Genomic DNA, 18692 nt, shown 5'->3' on the forward strand with positions numbered 1-18692 from the left:
GTGCCCCGCCGCACCGCGCCCCACGCCTCCGCCCTCGGCGGACGGCGGGGACACGGCTGGCACTCATGTTGAAGGAGTGCCAAAACCCGGAGTAGAATCGGGGCTGGCACTCGGGGGTACCGGGTGCCAATGCCCGAGGTGGACCGTCCGGCACCGCGACGACGGAGGGTCTGACGCCCGTGGCGCACCCGCAGACCACAGCATCAGCGGACCGGCGAGCCCGCCGGAGCCGCACGTCGACGAAGAAGGAGTGTGCAGCATGTCTGTCTCCATCAAGCCCCTCGAGGATCGCATCGTTGTCCGCCCCCTGGAGGCCGAGCAGACCACCGCGTCGGGCCTCGTGATCCCGGACACCGCCAAGGAGAAGCCGCAGGAGGGCCAGGTCGTGGCCGTGGGCCCGGGCCGGGTCGCCGAGAACGGCAACCGCGTGCCGGTCGACGTCGCCGAGGGTGACGTGGTGCTGTACTCCAAGTACGGCGGCACCGAGGTCAAGGTCGGCGGCGAGGAGTACCTGGTGCTCTCCGCCCGCGACGTGCTGGCCGTCGTCGCCAAGTGACCCCGCCGCGATGGGCCCGGTGAGCGGCGCGCACCGCACCGGTGCGCGCGCCCCGGGCCCCTCGCGTCCCCGCACCCCCTGACTCCCTGAACGAAAGGAGCGTCCGTCATGGCCAAGCAGCTGGCTTTCAACGACGACGCACGCCGCGCCCTCCAGGCCGGCATCGACAAGCTCGCCGACACCGTCAAGGTCACCCTCGGCCCCAAGGGCCGCAATGTGGTGCTCGACAAGGCGTGGGGCGCACCCACCATCACCAACGACGGCGTCACGATCGCCCGTGAGGTGGAGCTGGAGGACCCGTACGAGAACATGGGCGCCCAGCTCGCCAAGGAGGTCGCCACCAAGACCAACGACATCGCAGGCGACGGCACCACCACCGCCACCGTCCTGGCCCAGGCGCTCGTGAACGAGGGCATGCGCCAGGTCGCCGCCGGCGCCGCGCCGGGCGAGGTCAAGAGGGGCATCGAGGTGGCCGTGGCCGCCGTCGAGCAGCGCCTGCAGGAGAACGCCCGCCCGGTCGAGGGCAAGGAGGTGGCCCACGTGGCCGCCATCTCGGCCCAGAACGACGAGGTCGGCGAGCTGCTGGCCCGCGCGTTCGACACGGTCGGCACCGACGGCGTCATCACCATCGAGGAGTCCTCCACGACCTCCACCGAGCTGGACGTCACCGAGGGCATGCAGTTCGACAAGGGCTTCCTGTCCCCGTACATGGTCACCGACGCCGAGCGTCAGGAGGCCGTGCTCGAGGACGCCTACGTCCTGATCAACTCGGGCAAGATCTCCAACGTGCAGGAGCTGCTGCCCCTGCTGGAGAAGGTCGTGCAGGCCAACAAGCCGCTGTTCGTGATCGCCGAGGACATCGAGGGCGAGGCCCTGTCCACCCTCGTGGTCAACAAGATCCGCGGCACCCTGAACGTCGTGGCCGTCAAGGCTCCGGGCTTCGGCGACCGCCGCAAGGCCATGATGCAGGACATCGCGATCCTCACCGGCGCCCAGGTCGTCTCCCCGGACCTCGGCATGAAGCTCGAGCAGGCCGACCTGGACGTGCTCGGCTCCGCCCGCCGCATCACCGTCACCAAGGACGAGACCACCATCGTCGACGGCGGCGGTGCGCCCGAGGACGTCGAGGCCCGGATCGCCCAGATCAAGGCCGAGGCCGCCGCGACCGACTCCGACTGGGACCGCGAGAAGCTCCAGGAGCGTCTCGCCAAGCTCTCCGGCGGCATCGGCGTGATCCGCGTGGGCGCCGCCACCGAGGTGGAGCTCAAGGAGCGCAAGCACCGCATCGAGGACGCCGTGTCCTCGACCCGCGCCGCCCTCGAGGAGGGCATCGTGGCTGGCGGCGGCACCGCGCTCATCAACGCGCTGACCGTGCTCGACACCGACGCCGACGTCCAGGCCCTGACCGGTGACGCCGCCGTGGGCGTGGACATCGTCCGCAAGGCCCTGAAGCAGCCGCTGCGCTGGATCGCCCAGAACGCGGGCGAGGACGGCTACGTGGTGGTCTCCAAGGTCGCCGAGCTGGAGCCGAACCACGGCTTCAACGCGAAGACCGGCGTCTACGGCGACCTGATCGCCGACGGCGTGATCGACCCGGTCAAGGTGACGCGCTCCGCGCTGGCCAACGCCACCTCCATCGCGGCCCTCGTGCTGACCACCGAGACCCTCGTGGCGGACAAGCCCGCCGACGAGGACGAGGCCGGCCACCAGCACTGACCCCTGAGTCGGCCCTGACACGGCCGGCTGTCGACGACGGCCCCTCACCCGCCCGGGTGAGGGGCCGTCGTCGTCCGGGCGGGAGACGCCGGCCGTCCGGGGTGCCCTCTAGGGTGTGCCCATGGACACACCCACGCCGCCCCATCCCACCGGGTCCCACACGACCCGGACCCCGGCCCGGCCACGGCTGCGCCGCTTCGTCCGCGAGTTCTCCTATCCGCACGGCATCCACCCGGCCCTCGTGCCGGGCGTGTCCGTGGAGGACCGCCGGGTGCGCTACGGCGTGGACCGGGCGATCCTCACCGTCGTCGGCCTGCTGGTGGTCGGCTTCGTGGTGTGGGGCGTGCTGCAGCCGGACGCCGTCCTGGCCGTCTCGAGCGCGGCCCTCGACTGGGTGATGCTCCACGCCGGCTGGCTGTTCGCCCTGCTGGCCATCGGGATGGTGTGGTGTTCCTGCTGGCCCTGGCGTTCTCCCGGTACGGCGAGATCCCGCTGGGCCTGGACGGGGAGAAGCCGGAGTACTCCACGGCGAGCTGGTCGGCCATGCTCTTCGCGGCCGGCATCGGCATCGGCATCATCTTCTTCGGCCCGTACGAGCCGCTGACCTACTACCTGGCCCCGCGCCCGGGGGCGTATGAGGCGGGGAGCGAGGAGGCGGTGACGGGCGCGCTGGCCCAGGCCGCGCTGCACTGGGGCGTGAACGCGTGGGCGATCTGCGCGATCGTCGGCCTGTCGGTCGGCTACGTGTCCTACCGCCGGGGTCGGGTGCCGCTGATGAGCTCGATCATCGCGCCGCTGTTCGGCGACTCCCAGCGCAGCGACTCGGTCGGCGCGCGCCTGATCGACGGGCTCGCGATCATCGCCACCCTGTTCGGCACGGCGGCCTCGCTGGGCATCGGCGCCCTGCAGATCGGCCGCGGCGTGCAGATCGTCTCGGGCTGGTCCGCGCCGGGGAACACGGTGGCGCTGGGGATCATCGTGGTGCTCACGATCGGCACCATCTTCTCGGCGGTGTCCGGTGTGGCCCGCGGCATCCGGTGGCTGTCCAACATCAACATGCTGCTCGCCCTCGGCCTGGCGCTGTTCTTCTTCGTCGTCGGCCCGACGGCGTTCCTGCTGAACATCGTGCCCGGCGTCCTGATGGACTACGTCTCCTCCGCCCCGGACGCCCTCGGCGCCTCGATGGCCGAGGGGGAGGACATGCAGGAGTTCCTCTCCAGCTGGACGATCTTCTACTGGGCGTGGTGGGTCAGCTGGGCCCCGTTCGTGGGCGTGTTCATGGCGAAGATCTCGAAGGGCCGGACCATCCGCCAGTACGTCCTCGGCGCCCTGTTCATCCCGGCCGCGGTGATCGTCGGCGCGTTCACGATCATCGGCGGCACCACCATCTGGCTGCAGCGGACGCAGGGCTCCGTGGCGCCGGACGGCACGGCCGCGTCGCTGCCCGCGCCGGCGGAGATCTTCTGGGTGGTCCTGGACCAGCTGCCCGGCGGCGGGCTGGTGGCCCCGGTCGTGATCGTCATGCTGGCGGTCTTCTTCATCACGACGGCGGACTCCGCCTCGATCGTGAACTCGCAGCTCTCGCAGCGCGGCGCCCCGGCCCCGCGCCGCACGATCACGGTGTTCTGGGCACTGTGCATGGCGGGCATCGCCGTCGTGATGCTGCTGACCGGCGGCGACACCGCGCTCACCGGCCTGCAGAACCTCATCACCATCACGGCGCTGCCGTTCACCGTGGTGCTCATCCTCATGGCGGTCGCGCTCCAGCGCGAACTGGCCAACGACCCTTTCGCGATCCGTGACCGGTACCAGCGGGCCGCCGTCGAGAAGGCGACGGTGCGGGGCCTGGTGGAGTACGGGGACGACTTCGCGTTCACGGTGGAGCGCACCCCGCCGGGCAGCTGGTACGCGGCCGGCGAGGGGTTCGACTCCACCGCCGCGGAGATCACCGACTGGTACCGCCGCACGGACGAGGACGGGAACCCCGTGGACGACGACTACGTGCTGGGCGAGTACCTGGACGAGGGGGACGGGGGCGACGCGGACGGGCCCGCCGGAGTGGGCCCGTCCGATCGGTGACTCAGGCGCGCGGCTCCGGGGTGCCGACGAGCTCGGCGCGGGAGTCGGCGGTCGCGTGGGCGCGGGCTTCGACGATCTCCTCCTCGTCCTCGCCGAAGATGTCGCCGCGCGGGGCGTCGTAGCGGTCCCGGTCGAGGATGCCCTCCTGGGAGGCCACGAGGGCGGGGATGAGGGCCTGGCCGGTCACGTTGAGGGCGGTGCGGCCCATGTCCACGATCGGGTCGACGGCCAGGAGCAGGGCCATGCCCTCGAGGGGCAGCCCGGCGGTGGACAGCGTGAGCGTGAGCATCACGGTGGCGCCGGTGGTGCCGGCGGTCGCGGCCGAGCCCAGCACGGACACGAGCGCCACGAGGGCGTACTGGCTCAGGCTCATGTCGATCCCGTAGAACTGGGCGATGAACACCGCGGCCACGGCCGGGTAGATCGCGGCGCAGCCGTCCATCTTGGTGGTGGCGCCCAGCGGGACGGCGAAGGAGGCGTAGCCGGTGGGCACGCCGAAGTTGCGCTCGGCCACCCGCTGGGTGACGGGCAGCGTGCCGAGGGAGGAGCGGGAGACGAAGCCGAGCTGGAACGCCGGCCACACGCCGGTGAAGAACTGCTTGACGGAGAGTCCGTGCAGGCGCGCCAGCAGCGGGTACACCACGAGCATCACGAGGGCCAGGCCCACGTAGATCGCCACCACGAACTTGGCCAGCGTGCCCATCGTGGACCAGCCGTAGGAAGCCACGGCGTTGCCCAGCAGGCCGATGGTGCCGATCGGGGCCAGGCGGATGATCCACCACAGCAGCTTCTGGATGATCGCGAGCACCGAGCGGGAGAACGTGAGGAACGGGGCGGCCTTCTCGCCGACCTTGAGCGCGGCCACGCCCACGACGATCGCGATCACGAGGATCTGCAGCACGTTGAACGTGGGGGAGGAGGCGAGCGCGCCGTCCTCGCCCGCCGTCGTCTTGACGGTCAGGCCGAGGAAGTTCGCCGGCACCAGGGAGGTCAGGAAGTCGAGCCAGCCGACGTCCTTGGCCTGGTAGGACGCCGGCGCGGTCTGGCCGGTGCCCACGCCCGGCTGCAGCGCGACGCCGACGGCGAGGCCGATGAGCACCGCGATCAGGCTCGTGATGGCGAACCACAGCAGGGTCTTGGCGGCCAGGCGGGCCGCGTTGGTCACCTGGGCCAGGTTGGCGATGGAGGCGACGACGGCGAAGAAGACCAGCGGGACGACCGTGGCCTTCAGCAGGCTGATGTAGATGCTGCCGACGGTGGCCAGCGTCTCGCCGAGCCAGGTCGGGTGCTCGGAGGTGTGCCCCGTGGCGCGGGCGATCAGGCCCAGGACGAGGCCGAGGACGAGGGCGGCGGCGATCTGCCAGCCGAAGTTCGACGTCCAGGCGGGGAGCCGGCGTCGGGGCGCCGGTGCGGGGGAGGACTGTGCGGTGCTCATCCGGGGAGATTAGGCGGACCAATATCACGACGCCGAAACGGATTGCTCCATGTGACGTCGTGGTGACGTCCGTCTCGCCCCCGCGTGGCCCAGCGCGGGGGTCCTGTGACGTGGCCCGCACCCGGGTCGCCGGTTTGACCCCCGGGCATAGAATCGCGGAAACACCCGTCCCGAAAGGCGCCTTCGTGACCAACACCAGCACCGGTCCCAGCCCCGAGCCCGTCCACTCCTCCTCGGATCCCTTCGGCTTCTTCGGCCTCACCTATGACGACGTCCTGCTGCTGCCCAACGCCACCGACGTGATCCCCGCGGACGCGGACCCGGGCACCCGGCTGACCCGCAACATCCGCTTGAACATCCCCATCGTCTCCGCGGCGATGGACACCGTGACCGAGGCCCCGTTGGCCATCGCCATGGCCCGCCAGGGCGGCATGGGCATCATCCACCGCAACCTGTCCATCGAGGACCAGGTCCGCCACGTGGACACCGTGAAGCGCTCCGAGTCGGGGATGATCAAGGACCCCGTGACCATCGGCCCCGACGCCACGCTCGCCGACCTGGACGAGCTGTGCGCCCAGTACCGCGTCTCGGGCCTGCCGGTGGTGGCCGAGGACATGACGCTGCTGGGCATCATCACCAACCGCGACACCCGCTTCATCCCGCGCGAGGAGTGGGCCACCCGCACGGTGGACACCGCCATGACCCGCATGCCGCTGGTCACCGCGCAGGAGGGCGTCTCGCGCGCCGAGACCATCCACCTGTTCTCCCAGAACCGCGTGGAGAAGCTGCCGCTCGTGGACGATGCGGGCCGCCTGACCGGCCTGATCACCATCAAGGACTTCGACAAGGCGGAGCAGTACCCGGACGCCGCGAAGGACGACGAGGGCCGACTGCTCGTCGGCGGCGCCGTCGGGTTCTTCGGCGACGGCTGGGAGCGAGCCATGGCGCTCGTGGAGGCAGGCGTGGACGCCCTCGTGGTGGACACCGCGAACGGCCACACGCACGGCGTGCTGGACATGATCGCGCGCCTGAAGAAGGAGAAGGCGGCCGCGCACGTCGACGTCATCGGCGGTCAGGCCGCGACCTACGCGGGCGCCAAGGCGATCGTCGACGCCGGCGCGGACGCCGTGAAGGTGGGCGTGGGCCCGGGCTCGATCTGCACGACCCGTGTGGTGGCCGGCGTCGGCGTCCCCCAGATCACCGCCATCTACGAGGCGGCCAAGGCCACGCGCCCCGCGGGCGTCCCGCTGATCGCCGACGGCGGCCTGCAGCACTCCGGTGACATCGGCAAGGCCCTCGTGGCCGGCGCCGACTCGGTGATGCTCGGCTCCCTGCTGGCCGGCACCGCCGAGTCCCCGGGCGACCTCGTGTTCTACCAGGGCAAGCAGTTCAAGACCTACCGCGGCATGGGCTCCCTGGGCGCCATGCAGACCCGCAACGGCACGCGCTCCTTCTCCAAGGACCGCTACTTCCAGGCGGACGTGCCGGACGAGGACAAGCTGATCCCCGAGGGCATCGAGGGCCAGGTGCCCTTCCGCGGGCCGGTCGCCTCGGTGGTCCACCAGCTCGTGGGCGGCCTGCGCCAGACGATGTTCTACACGGGCGCGTCCACGGTGGCCGATCTCAAGGAGAACGGCCGCTTCGTGCGCATCACCGCGGCGGGCCTGAAGGAGTCCCACCCGCACGACATCATGATGACCGTCGAGGCCCCGAACTACCGTTCGCGCTGACCCGCACGTCGGGTCCGGGGGAGCCCCCGGACGGGGCGGCGCCGACGACACGGTCGGCGCCGCCCCGCGGCGCCTGGGCTAGGCTGGCCCGGTGACGAACCAGATTGAGATCGGCCGCGGCAAGCGCGGCCGCCGGGCCTTCTCCCTCGACGACGTGTCCGTGGTGCCCGCGCGGCGCACCCGGGATCCCCAGGACGTCAGCCTCACGTGGCGCATCGACGCCTACACGTTCGACATGCCCGTGATCGGTGCGCCCATGGACTCCGTGATGAGCCCGGAGGCCGCCATCGCGATGGGGCGGCTGGGCGGTCTCGGCGTCCTCAACCTCGAGGGCCTGTGGACCCGCCACGAGGACCCGCGCCCGCTGCTCGAGGAGATCGCCGCCCTCCAGGCCGGCCCGGCCGGGACCGAGGCCACCCGCAAGCTGCAGGAGGCCTACGCGGCCCCCATCCGCCCCGATCTGATCACCGAGCGCCTCGCGCAGATCCGCGAGGCCGGCGTCGTCGTCGCGGGCTCGCTGACCCCGCAGAACACGCAGGAGTTCTACCGCACCGTCGTGGCGGCGGGCGTGGACCTGTTCGTCATCCGCGGCACCACCGTCTCGGCCGAGCACGTCTCCTCCACCCAGGAGCCGCTGGACCTCAAGCAGTTCATCTACGAGCTGGACGTGCCCGTGATCGTGGGCGGGGCGGCCGGCTACACGCCGGCCCTGCACCTGATGCGCACCGGCGCGGCCGGCGTGCTCGTCGGCTTCGGCGGCGGCGCGTCCACCACCACGCGCCGCGCCATGGGCATCCGCGTGCCGATGGCCACGGCGATCTCGGACATCGCCGAGGCGCGCCGCGACTACATGGACGAGACCGGCGGCCGCTACGTGCACGTGATCGCCGACGGCGGCGTCTCCACCTCGGGGGAGATCGTCAAGGCGATCGCCATGGGCGCGGACGCGGTCGTCCTGGGCGCCGCCCTGGCCCGCGCCACCGACGCCCCCGGCGGCGGCTGGCACTGGGGCCTCGAGGCCGCCCACCCGGAGCTGCCGCGCGGGCACCGCACCCACGTGGGCCAGGTGGCTCCGCTCGAGGAGGTCCTGTGGGGTCCCGGCCGCCACGCGGACGGCACGTCCAACCTGATGGGCGGTCTGAAGCGTGCCATGGCCACCTGCGGCTACACCGAGCTCAAGGACTTCCAGAAGGTGGAGGTCCTCGTGACCCCCACCCAGGCCGTCTGATCCCCGCCGCCGCATGGCGGCACCCCGACCGGAAGAGTTGATACGGCGTGCTACGCACCGCCCTCAAGCCCGTCTGGCTGGCCACCCTGGTGCTGGCCCTCGTGGCGGCCGCGGTCTTCGTGGCGCTGTCCAAGTGGCAGTTCGAGTCCGCGGAGACGAACGCGCCGCCGCCGCGCACCCAGACCGAGCACGCCGTGCCGTTCCTGGAGCACGTGCGCCCCTACGAGGCCCTGCTCGGCTCGCAGGCAGACCAGGTCGTCACGGTCGAAGGGGAGTTCGTGCCCGGCACGGACGTCCTGGTCGGCCCGCGCCTGCTGAACGGCCGCGACGGCTACTGGACGGTCACGGCCCTCCGGGTGGCCGGCGCCCCGGACGGCGAGGTCGTCCCGGTGGTCCGCGGCTGGTCGGCCCGCGCCGACGTCGTGGACCCCGCGCCCGCCGGGCAGGTCACCGTCACCGGACGCCTGCTGCCCCCGGACGGGCCCCTGCCGCGTGAGGCAGCGGCCGAGGACACCGCCGACCGGCTCCTGTACCGCAGCCTGGCCCCGGCCCAGCTGGTGAACGTGTGGGACGAGCCGTCCTACGCGGCGTACGTCGCGGCGTTCGAGATGGTCGACGCCGCGGGCGCCGAGACGGGCGCGGCCGGCCCCGGCGGGCTCGAGCCGGTGTGGGTGGCCCCGCAGCCGGAGGAGACCCAGATCATCTGGCTCAACGTCTTCTACGCCGTGGAATGGATGCTCTTCGCCGGCTTCGCCCTGTTCCTGTGGTGGCGGTTCGTCCGCGACGACCACGTCCGGGACGAGCACGAGCGCCGGCTCGACGAGGAGTGGGCCGCGCAGTGGCGCGCCGAGGAGCTCGAGCGGCGCCGGGCGGCCGCGCGCGAGGCCAAGGAGCGGGCCGTCGCGGCACAGTCCGCGGCGCACCCACGCCAGGACCACGACGACGACGGGGCCGCGCGCCCCGACCCCCGCGACCCGGGCCCCCGTGGGCCCCGAGAGGAGCAGAGCCGATGAGCACCCAGCACCCCGGCCCCCAGCCGGTGGACCCGGCGAGCCTGCCGGATCCCGAGGACATCACGGAGGCCGACCTGCCCGAGCCGCCCCCGCGGCCGGGCCGGGAGCATCGCCGTTTCGCCGGCACCCAGCAGCAGATCCGCTCCGCCACCCGCCTCTACGTGGTGTGCGCGTGGATCACCGGCATCATGCTCCTGCTGCTCGTGGCGGAGATGGTGCTGAAGTACGGCATGCACGTGGAGCTCTACGCGGGCGGCACCACCCTGGACGGAGAGGCCAACGGCCTGGGGCTGCACCCCACGGACAGCGTGACCGGGGGAGTGAACCTGTCCCTGTTCATCCTCATCGCCCACGGCTGGATGTACGTGGTGTACCTGCTCGCCTCGTTCCGCCTGTGGTCCCTGATGCGCTGGGAGCCGCTGCGCCTGCTGGCGATGGCCGGCGGCGGCGTCGTGCCGTTCCTGTCCTTCGTGGTGGAGAAGCGCATGACCCGCGTGGTCCGGGACGAGCTGCACCGCTTCCCGGACGCCGCGCGGCGCTACTGAGCGCCTCGACTATCCTGGACGGGTGACGCAGAACGCCCCCCACCCCGACACACCCCGACACCCCCGCCCCGCTCAGCGACGTGATGCCCACGGTGCTGGTGCTGGACTTCGGCGCCCAGTACGCGCAGCTCATCGCGCGTCGTGTGCGCGAGGCCAACGTCTACTCCGAGGTCGTGCCCGCCTCCACCCCGGCGGCGCAGATCCTGGAGCGTGAGCCCGCGGCGCTGATCCTCTCGGGCGGGCCGTCGTCGGTGTACGAGCCCGGCGCCCCGCAGCTGGACCCGGCGCTGCTCGAGGCCGGGGTGCCCGTGCTGGGCCTGTGCTACGGCTTCCAGTCGATCGCGCACGCCCTCGGCGGCACCGTGGCCAAGACCGGCACCCGGGAGTACGGCTCCACCCGCCTGGACTCGGTGGATGCCGACTCCGTGCTGTTCGCGGACCAGGACCTCGAGCAGGTCGTGTGGATGTCCCACGGGGACGCCGTGACGCAGGCGCCCGAGGGCTTCGCCGTGACAGCCTCCACCGCGGGCGCCCCCGTCGCCGCGTTCGAGGACCGCGAGCGCCGCATCTACGGCGTGCAGTGGCATCCCGAGGTGGGCCACTCCTCCCACGGCCAGCGGGTGCTCGAGCAGTTCCTGCACGAGGGTGCGGGCCTGGGCGCGGACTGGACGGCCAGCGGTGTGATCGAGGAGCAGGTCGAGCGCATCCGCGAGCAGATCGGGGACAAGCGGGCCATCTGCGGCCTGTCCGGCGGCGTGGACTCCGCCGTGGCCGCGGCCCTCGTGCAGCGCGCCATCGGCGACCGCCTCACCTGCGTCTACGTGGACCACGGCCTCATGCGCGAGGGCGAGTCCGCCGAGATCGAGCAGGCCTTCGGCGAGGCCCACGGCGGCGCCCGCCTCGTGATGGTGGACGCGCGCGAGGACTTCCTGTCCGCGCTGGCCGGCGTCACCGACCCCGAGGCCAAGCGCAAGATCATCGGCGAGCGGTTCATCCGCACCTTCGAGAAGGCGCAGGCGGACATCGTCCTCGAGTCCGAGCACGACCCGGACGCCACCGAGGTCCGCTTCCTCGTGCAGGGCACGCTCTACCCGGACGTCGTCGAGTCCGGCGGCGGGGACGGGGCGGCCAACATCAAGTCCCACCACAACGTGGGCGGCCTGCCGGACGACATCGAGTTCGAGCTGTGCGAGCCGCTGCGCGAGCTGTTCAAGGACGAGGTCCGCGCCGTGGGCGCCGAGCTCGGCCTGCCCGAGGGCATCGTGCACCGCCAGCCGTTCCCGGGCCCGGGTCTGGGCATCCGCATCATCGGCGAGGTCACCCAGGAGCGCCTGGACCTGCTGCGCCGCGCGGACGCGATCGTGCGCGCCGAGCTCACCGCGGCCGGGCTGGACCGCCAGATCTGGCAGTGCCCGGTGGTGCTGCTCGCGGACGTGCGCTCCGTGGGCGTGCAGGGTGACGGCCGCACCTACGGCCACCCGGTCGTCCTGCGCCCCGTCACCAGCGAGGACGCCATGACGGCGGACTGGGCGCGGATCCCGGACGACGTCCTGTCCCGCATCTCGAACCGCATCACCAACGAGGTCGACGGCGTCAACCGCGTCGTGCTCGACGTGACCAGCAAGCCGCCGGGCACCATCGAGTGGGAGTGAGCGGCGCGTCCGGCGCCGCATCCGGCCGCCCCTGAACGGGGCGGCCGTCCGCACGAAGACCGCCTGGACCCAGGCGACGGAGGAAGGACCGCACGCACGTGACCGAGCAGGAGTTCCCGCGCCTGGCCCGCGCCCGCGCCGCCGCACGCCCCGACGAGGGGCAGACCCGCCCCGACCCGGCCGCCTGGGTGTCCTCCCTGGGCTCGGGCGCCGAGAACGACACGATGCTGCGGTTCGCGCCCTCGGCGGCCAACAGCATCGACCTCACGGAGGCGAACTCCTCCGGCGTCTCGCAGCTGCTGCTGGGGCGGCGCACCCGCCTGTCCACCCTGCTGCCGGCCGGCCCGGTGCTGGACGCGGCGCACGAGGTCTCCCTCGGCCTGCGCGCCAAGGTCCGCGAGCTGGCGGAGGAACGCGGCATCGACGTCGGCGCGCTCGCCGTGGGCGTGGCCACGTGGACGGCCGAGGAGGACGGCCGGCGGGAGCGCCGCTCCGCCCCCGTGCTGCTGGCCCGCGTGGCCCTGACGGTGCGCCGCGGCGCCCGGGGCCGGGACGAGCTGGAGGTCCAGATCACCGAGCCGGCCCGCCTGAACCCGGCGCTCGTGCGGAACCTGCGCCGGCACCACGGCATCGCCCTGGACCCCGAGGCGTACCAGCAGGCCGCCTACGCCACGGCGCGCCTCGAGCCCGCCCCCGCGTTCGCCCGCCTGCGCGAGGAGACCGCCGCGATCGCGGACCTGCACATCCAGGATTGCCTGCTCGTCTCCACGTTCGCGGACCTCGGCGAGACCGCCTCCCTGCCCGCCTCCCTCGAGGATCTGCCGGTCGTGCAGGCCCTGTACGACGCCGGGACCGGCATGGTGCCCCGCCCGGCGGCGCTGCAGCCCACGGGCGCGCCCGCGGAGGATGACGTCGCCCCGGCGGACGAGCGCCTCGTCGTCGACGTCGACGCCGCCCAGGCACGCGTGCTCGAGCACGCCGCGGCGGGGGAGTCCCTCGTGGTGGCGGCCGCCCCCGGCACCGGGCAGACCCAGACCGCCGCCGCCCTGGCCGCGCGCCTGGCCTGGGAGGGTCGGCGCGTGCTGGTCGTGGCCGAGCGCTCCGCCGCCCTGGCCGACGTGCTCGACCGCCTCGAGGAGGCGGACCTGCGCTCGATCGCGCTGGATGTGCCCGCCAACGCGGACCCCGAGCTGCTCCGCCGCCAGCTCGTGCAGGCCGTCCTGCGCTCCGAGCGGGCCGTGGACCCCGACACCGCCCGGGACGAGGCCGCCCTGACCGAACGACGGCGCCGGCTGCAGGAGCACGTCGGCTCACTGCACCACGTCCGCCCCCGCTGGGGCTGCTCGCCGTTCCAGGCGATGCAGGCCCTGGCCGCCCTGACCGGGCTCGAGACGCCGCCGGCCACCACCGTGCGCCTCAAGCGCTCCGTGCTGGACTCCACCGTGAACCGGCAGGCCGTGGGCGAGCAGCTCGTGCGCGCCGGGGAGCTCGGCGCGTTCTCGGCCGCCGCCACCGAGAGCCGCTGGTTCGGCGCCCGCGTGCGCAACGTGCAGGAGACCGAGGCCGCCTCGGAGCTGGCCGACGAGCTGGCGGCCGCCCTGCACACCACCCGGCGCGCCGTGGACACCGCCGCCGCCCAGGCCGGCCTGCGCCCCGAGCGCACGGTGGCCGGCTGGGCGGAGCAGGCGGACCTCTACCGCCGTGTGGCCCGCACCCTCACCGAGTTCACCCCCGAGGTGTTCTCCCTCGACGTGCCCCAGCTGGTCGCGGCGACCGCCACCAGCTCGTGGCGGCGCCTCCACCTGGTCGAGATGTCCTCGGTGACCCGGTCCCGCCTGCGCCGCGCGGCGAAGGACGCGGTCCGCCCGGGCGTGCAGCCCACGGACCTGAACGGCGCCCTCGTGGACGCCGCCGCCGTCCTGGAGGACTGGAACCGCCACGCCGCCGAGCCGGGCACGCCCCCGCAGGTGCCGGACCAGGGCGAGCACGTGATGGGCCAGGTCGGCCAGGTGCGCGAGCGCCTGCGCCGGCTCGAGGGCGTCCTCGCCCCGGAGGCCGTGGCCGAGGCGCCCTTGGAGGAGCGGGACGTGGACGACCTCGTGGCCGCCGTCGACGGGCTCGTGGCGGACCGCGACACCCTGGCCACGCTGCCCGAGCGCACCCTCGTGCTGGACAGCCTGCGCGGCCACGGCCTGGCGGAGCTGCTCGAGGACCTGCGCGACCGCGAGGTGCCCACCGAGGCCCTGACCGCCGAGCTCGAGCTGGCGTGGTGGCAGTCCGCGCTCGAGGCGATGATCTCCGGGGACGACTTCCTGGCCATGATGAGCGGCACGGACCTGGCGGAGGTCGAGCGCGGGTTCCGCGACCTGGACCGCGCCCATCTCGAGCGCGGCGGCGCCCGGCTCTCCGCCGCGCTGGCCGCGCGCTGGCGGGAGGCGCTGCGCACCTATCGCGCGGACGCGGCCGTGCTGCGCACCCTGCTCAAGCAGGGCAGCCCCACGGTCGAGTCCCTGGCCACGATCACCCCCGAGCTCCTGCAGCCGCTCGTGCCGGTGGTCACCACCTCGCCCATGGCCCTGTCCGAGTTCCCCCCGGAGTGGCGCGCCGACGTCGTCGTGCTGCTGGAGGCCGACGCGACCGCCCTGGCCACCGCGATGGGCGCGCTCACCCGCGCCCCCCAGGTGGTGGCCCTCGGCGACCCGGTCATCGGGCGCCCGCAGTCGTTCCAGGTGTCCGTGGACCCGACGGCGACCGCCGGGCCCCTGCGCCCGCTGCGCTCGGCCCACGACGCGCTGGACGAGGTGCTGCCCACCCTGCCGCTGCGCACCGTGCACCGTCCCCTCGAGCGGCGCCTCGTGCGCCTCGTCTCCGCGCTCGCCTATGACGGCGCCCTGGACGCGCTGCCCACCGCGGGCGAGGCCACCGGCCGGGATCGTGCCGTCACGGCCGAGTACCTGCCCGAGGGCACCGGCATCCCGATGACCGGCGGCGACGTGGTCGAGTCGACGAACGCCGAGGTCGCCCGCACCGTGGAGCGGGTGTTCGAGCACATCCGCGACCGGCCCGAGCAGTCTCTGGCCGTGGTCACGGTGTCCGAGCAGCACGCCCGCCGGGTGGCCGCCGCCGTGCAGGCCACGGCCGCGCAGGCGCCGTGGGCCCACGAGTTCCTCGCCCGCGGCCGCGGCGAGGACGCCGCCGACGCCGAGCCGTTCGTGATCGTGCCGGTCGTGCGCGCCGCCTCCGTGACGCGCGACGCCGTGATCCTCACCCCCGGCTACGGCCGCACCCCGCACGGCCGCGTGGTGCACCACTTCGGCGCCTTCTCCGACCCGGGCGGCGAGCGCATGGTCACGGTCGCGCTCACCCGCGCCCGCCGGCGCCTGCACCTCGTCTCCGCGCTGCGCGCCGCCGACCTGGACGAGGACCGGCTCGACGGCGGCGCCCTCTGGTTCCTGCGGCTGCTCGAGGCCTACCTCGGCGAGGACGCCGCGGATCCGGTGGGCATGGTGGGCGACCCGCTGCTGGCCGATCTGCGCGACCGTCTCGAGGAGCACGGCGCCCGCGTCCTGCCCCGCTACGCCGGCGTCATGGACCTGGCCGTGCTCGATCCGCGCGCGGACCGGGACGAGGCGCCCCGTCCGCTGGCCCTGGCCGGCGACGGCGGCGAGGTGTACCGCGCCCTCACGGTGCGGCAGCGCTCGCGGACCCTGCCCGAGGGGCTCGAGGCCCGCGGCTGGGAGCCCCGGACCCTGTGGGCGATCGACGTGTTCGCGGACCCGGAGTCCGTGGCCCGCGAGCTGGCCGACCGGCTGGGCGTGGAGCCGGCGGACGAGACGGACGAGACCGACGACGATGTCCGCTGACGGCGCGCCGCGCCGCCGCGGCCCGCGCCGGGCGGACGCCCCGGGCACCGGCCCGGCCACCGCCGACGGTCGCGAGCCGCGCCTGCCCGGGGTGCCCCGGCTGATCGGGCAGGCCGGGACGTCGCCGGCGACCGCGCCGACCGGGGCCGGGGTCGAGACCGGCCCGGTCGAGGCCGAGCGCGACCGCTGGCTGCGCGAGCAGCGCCCGCCCCACTGGGGCTGAGCCGGCCCGATGCGGCCGGGTCAGTCCGCGGCGGCGGAAGCCGAGGACGACGTCGAGGACGTCGAGGACCCGGCGGCCGAGTCCGAGGTCGATCCGCCGGCCGAGCCGGTGCCGGAGCGCGAGTCGGTCCGGTAGAACCCGGAGCCCTTGAAGCTCACGCCGACCGAGCCGTACTGCTTGCGCAGGACGCCGCCGCACGCGGGGCACTCGGTGAGGGCGTCGTCGGTGAAGGCCTGGACGGCGTCGAAGGCGTGGCCGCAGTCCTTGCAGCGGTAGGCGTAGGTGGGCATGCTCAGCTCCAGCTCGCTCGGGGCGCGCCGGGGCGCGCGGTTCTGGGGGGGATCCGACCCCCGATGCTACTCCGCGCCGCGCGGCGGGCTCAGACCCAGCGCAGCCCGGCCGCGGTGACGACGCCGTCCACGGGCCGGTCCGTGGGCTCGGCGGGGATGGCGCCCGCCGGCAGCAGCTCGTCCTCGAACACGAGGGCCACGGTCGGCACGCTCCGCGGCAGCTCGGCGAGGAAGCGGTCGTAGTAGCCCCCGCCCTGGCCCAGGCGCATCCCGTCCTCGGCCACCGCGAGCGCCGGCATGACCACCGCGGTCGCCGCCGCCAGCGCGTCGGTCCCGAGCCGTTCGCTCACGGGCTCGTCCACGGGGGCGTTCGCCGCGCGCGCCGTCGCGACGCCCGGGTGCCAGGAGGCCCAGCTCAGGCGTCGTTCCGGCTCGATCACGGGGACGAGCACCCGCGCCCCCGCGGCCAGCAGGCGGGCGCGCAGCACACCGGTGTCCGGCTCGGTGGCCATCGGCAGCACGGTGGCCACCACCGGGGCGGTCCCGTCCGCGGTCGCCGCGGCCACGCGCGGACCCAGCCACGCCCACAGGTGCTCGACGGCGGCCGCGGACTCGGCGGCGCGGCGCGCGGGGGAGCGGTCGCGGCGGGCGGTGCGCAGGCGCGCACGCAGGGCGGCCTTGGCGTCCACGACGTCGTCGACGCCGGCGACGGGGCCCGTGGCGGCGGGCTCGGGCACGGGAGGGGGAGTGCGCATGTCCCCATGATGCCCGCCGCACCGGTGCCGCGCCCGGCCGCGCATAGGATCGACGCCATGTCCTGGCAGCGTTCCCCCTGGCCCGTGACCCTGCGGCACGGCACCCTCGCCCTGCGGCCGCTGCGGCGGCGGGACCGGGAGGCGTGGGAGGAGCAGCGGGCGCACAACCGCGAGTGGCTGACGCCGTGGGACGCCACGAGCCCCGTGCCGGGCGCGAGCCCGGCGTCGTTCGGGCAGATGGTCCGCTGGCACGGCCGCCAGGGCCGGGACGGCAGCGCCTACACGTGGGGCATGGCCCTCGACGACGACCGCCCGGACCGGGACCGCCTGGTGGGGCTGCTGTCCCTGGGCGGGATCCAGTACGGCTCGGTGCGCTCCGGCTCGATCGGCTACTGGATCGACCGTCGCGAGGCCGGCCGGGGGCTGACGCCGACGGCCGTGGCCATGGCGACGGACTGGGCGTTCCGCAGCGCCGGTCTGCATCGGGTCGAGGTCAACATCCGCCCGGAGAACGCGGCCAGCCTGCGGGTCGTGGCGAAGCTCGGCCTGCGCGACGAGGGCCTGCGGCGCGCGTACCTGCACGTGGACGGCGCCTGGCGGGACCACCGGACGTTCGCGGTGACCGCCGAGGAGGTCCCCGACGGCCTGCTGGCCCGGTGGCTGGCCACCCGGCCGCGCCCCTGAGCGGCCGACGGGACACGCCGCGTGCGGACACGCCCCGATGGCCGGACCGGTCCGCCCCCGGCGCTAGGCTGACCGCATGGACGAGACCACCGCGCCGACGAGGGCCGTGCAGGCCGCGCTCGACGCGCTGGCCGACGCCCGGGTGAGCGCGTCGCTGGTCATCGTGGCCCTCGTGGCCTTCCTGGCCTGGCGGCTCGTGCTGCGCCGCCATCGTCTCGCGTCCGCCCCCGCCCGCCCGTCGATGCCGAGGTCCTTCATGCACCGCCTGCAGAGCTCGCCCGCCGTCCGTGCCCTGACCGCCCGGTTCTCGGGCCGCCTGGGCGCCGCCGCCGACGCGGCGCGCGCCGCCCGCGGCCGAACCGGCCTGCACATCCGGTGGGGGCGCACGGCGCTGTTCCTCACCGCCCTCGTGGCCCTGCTCGTGTTCCTCGTGGCCGGGCTCGCCGCGGCGTTCGGCGCGGGCACGCTCGCCCTGGCAGGCTGGTCGCTCCTGTTCGCCGTGGCCGGGCTGGCCGGCCTGCGGGCCCTCGCGGTCCGCGACCGCACCCGTCGCGCCCGGCCCGCCGCCGTCGTCGTCCCGGAGCGCCCCACCGCCCCGGCGGCCGAGGAGCGGCAGGCCCCGCCCGCGGACCCCGAGCGGGACCGCCGCGTGCTGGAGACCGTGCTGGCCTTCGAGACCGAGGCGCCGCGTCCGGCCGCCGCGCCCGCCGCGTCCCGGGCCGAGCCCGTGGTGGTGACCGCCTCCGCCGCCGCCCCCGCAGCGGACCGTGCGGTGACCATCCCCGCGGTGCCGCGCCCCACCTACCTGGACGCCCTGCTGGACCTGGCCCTGATCGGCACGGGTGAGCTGCCCCGCGTCCAGGCCGAGACCCTGGCCGCCGCCACGGAGGACCGGGCGTGAGCGCGCCCGCCTCCTCGTCGGC

General features: G+C 74.2%; 15 protein-coding genes. 12 read left to right on the forward strand and 3 right to left on the reverse strand.

Going from position 1 to position 18692, the window contains the following annotated elements:
* Positions 1-259: 259 nt before the first annotated feature.
* From groES to J1M39_RS05430, 3 genes are all read left to right on the forward strand, one after another.
* On the forward strand, positions 260-556 hold the full coding sequence (gene groES / locus J1M39_RS05420) for a co-chaperone GroES (RefSeq protein ID WP_044659448.1): 297 nt from the start codon (positions 260-262) through the stop codon (positions 554-556).
* Between the two features lie 108 nt (positions 557-664).
* A complete protein-coding gene (gene groL / locus J1M39_RS05425; RefSeq protein ID WP_036340907.1) occupies positions 665-2272 on the forward strand; it encodes a chaperonin GroEL in 1608 nt (535 codons plus the stop codon).
* Between the two features lie 447 nt (positions 2273-2719).
* Positions 2720-4351 carry a BCCT family transporter gene (locus tag J1M39_RS05430; protein WP_342356369.1) on the forward strand — a complete coding sequence of 544 codons (1632 nt, stop codon included), beginning with the start codon at positions 2720-2722 and terminating at the stop codon, positions 4349-4351.
* A gap of 1 nt (position 4352) precedes the next feature.
* On the opposite strand, the gene J1M39_RS05435 is transcribed toward J1M39_RS05430, so the two are convergent.
* On the reverse strand, positions 4353-5786 hold the full coding sequence (locus J1M39_RS05435; RefSeq protein ID WP_123244325.1) for a dicarboxylate/amino acid:cation symporter: 1434 nt from the start codon (positions 5784-5786) through the stop codon (positions 4353-4355).
* Between the two features lie 185 nt (positions 5787-5971).
* On the opposite strand from J1M39_RS05435, the gene guaB reads away from it, so the two are divergent.
* The 7 genes from guaB (at position 5972) to J1M39_RS05470 (ending at position 16040) form a co-directional block, all read left to right on the forward strand.
* Positions 5972-7516, forward strand: coding sequence for an IMP dehydrogenase (guaB, locus tag J1M39_RS05440; RefSeq protein ID WP_206496545.1), 1545 nt, complete (start codon positions 5972-5974; stop codon positions 7514-7516).
* A gap of 91 nt (positions 7517-7607) precedes the next feature.
* Positions 7608-8744 carry a GuaB3 family IMP dehydrogenase-related protein gene (locus J1M39_RS05445; RefSeq protein ID WP_206496546.1) on the forward strand — a complete coding sequence of 379 codons (1137 nt, stop codon included), beginning with the start codon at positions 7608-7610 and terminating at the stop codon, positions 8742-8744.
* Positions 8745-8791: 47 nt separating this feature from the next.
* Positions 8792-9757 carry an SURF1 family protein gene (locus tag J1M39_RS05450; protein WP_036340919.1) on the forward strand — a complete coding sequence of 322 codons (966 nt, stop codon included), beginning with the start codon at positions 8792-8794 and terminating at the stop codon, positions 9755-9757.
* Entirely contained in the window at positions 9754-10302 is a 549-nt protein-coding gene (locus J1M39_RS05455) for a DUF3817 domain-containing protein (RefSeq protein ID WP_036340922.1), read from the forward strand. The genes J1M39_RS05450 and J1M39_RS05455 overlap by 4 nt, the downstream gene beginning before the upstream one ends.
* An 83-nt stretch (positions 10303-10385) precedes the next feature.
* Positions 10386-11954, forward strand: a complete 1569-nt coding sequence (gene guaA / locus J1M39_RS05460) for a glutamine-hydrolyzing GMP synthase (RefSeq protein WP_206496573.1) — start codon at positions 10386-10388, stop codon at positions 11952-11954.
* Between the two features lie 98 nt (positions 11955-12052).
* Positions 12053-15817 (forward strand): DUF4011 domain-containing protein, encoded by a 3765-nt coding sequence (locus tag J1M39_RS05465; RefSeq protein ID WP_073116767.1) that lies wholly within the window; start codon positions 12053-12055, stop codon positions 15815-15817.
* Positions 15807-16040 carry a hypothetical protein gene (locus J1M39_RS05470; protein WP_073116766.1) on the forward strand — a complete coding sequence of 78 codons (234 nt, stop codon included), beginning with the start codon at positions 15807-15809 and terminating at the stop codon, positions 16038-16040. Before J1M39_RS05465 ends, J1M39_RS05470 begins: the two co-directional genes overlap by 11 nt.
* Before the next feature lie 20 nt (positions 16041-16060).
* Here J1M39_RS05470 and J1M39_RS05475 read toward each other — a convergent pair whose 3' ends face one another.
* Both J1M39_RS05475 and J1M39_RS05480 read right to left on the reverse strand, forming a co-directional pair.
* The gene (locus J1M39_RS05475; RefSeq protein WP_049158198.1) at positions 16061-16330 is read right to left on the reverse strand and encodes an FmdB family zinc ribbon protein; all 270 of its coding nucleotides are present in this window, start codon (positions 16328-16330) and stop codon (positions 16061-16063) included.
* A gap of 89 nt (positions 16331-16419) precedes the next feature.
* Complete coding sequence (locus J1M39_RS05480) at positions 16420-17085, reverse strand: 5-formyltetrahydrofolate cyclo-ligase (protein WP_241253871.1); 666 nt, start codon at positions 17083-17085, stop codon at positions 16420-16422.
* Between the two features lie 57 nt (positions 17086-17142).
* Here J1M39_RS05480 and J1M39_RS05485 point away from each other — a divergent pair, with 57 nt between their 5' ends.
* Both J1M39_RS05485 and J1M39_RS05490 read left to right on the forward strand, forming a co-directional pair.
* On the forward strand, positions 17143-17769 hold the full coding sequence (locus J1M39_RS05485) for a GNAT family N-acetyltransferase (RefSeq protein WP_182488359.1): 627 nt from the start codon (positions 17143-17145) through the stop codon (positions 17767-17769).
* A gap of 76 nt (positions 17770-17845) precedes the next feature.
* Complete coding sequence (locus J1M39_RS05490; RefSeq protein ID WP_241253872.1) at positions 17846-18670, forward strand: hypothetical protein; 825 nt, start codon at positions 17846-17848, stop codon at positions 18668-18670.
* The last annotated feature ends 22 nt before the right edge of the window (positions 18671-18692 follow it).

This window comes from Micrococcus sp. KRD077 (assembly GCF_017168505.1).
GTDB classification, from domain to species: Bacteria; Actinomycetota; Actinomycetes; order Actinomycetales; family Micrococcaceae; genus Micrococcus; species Micrococcus luteus.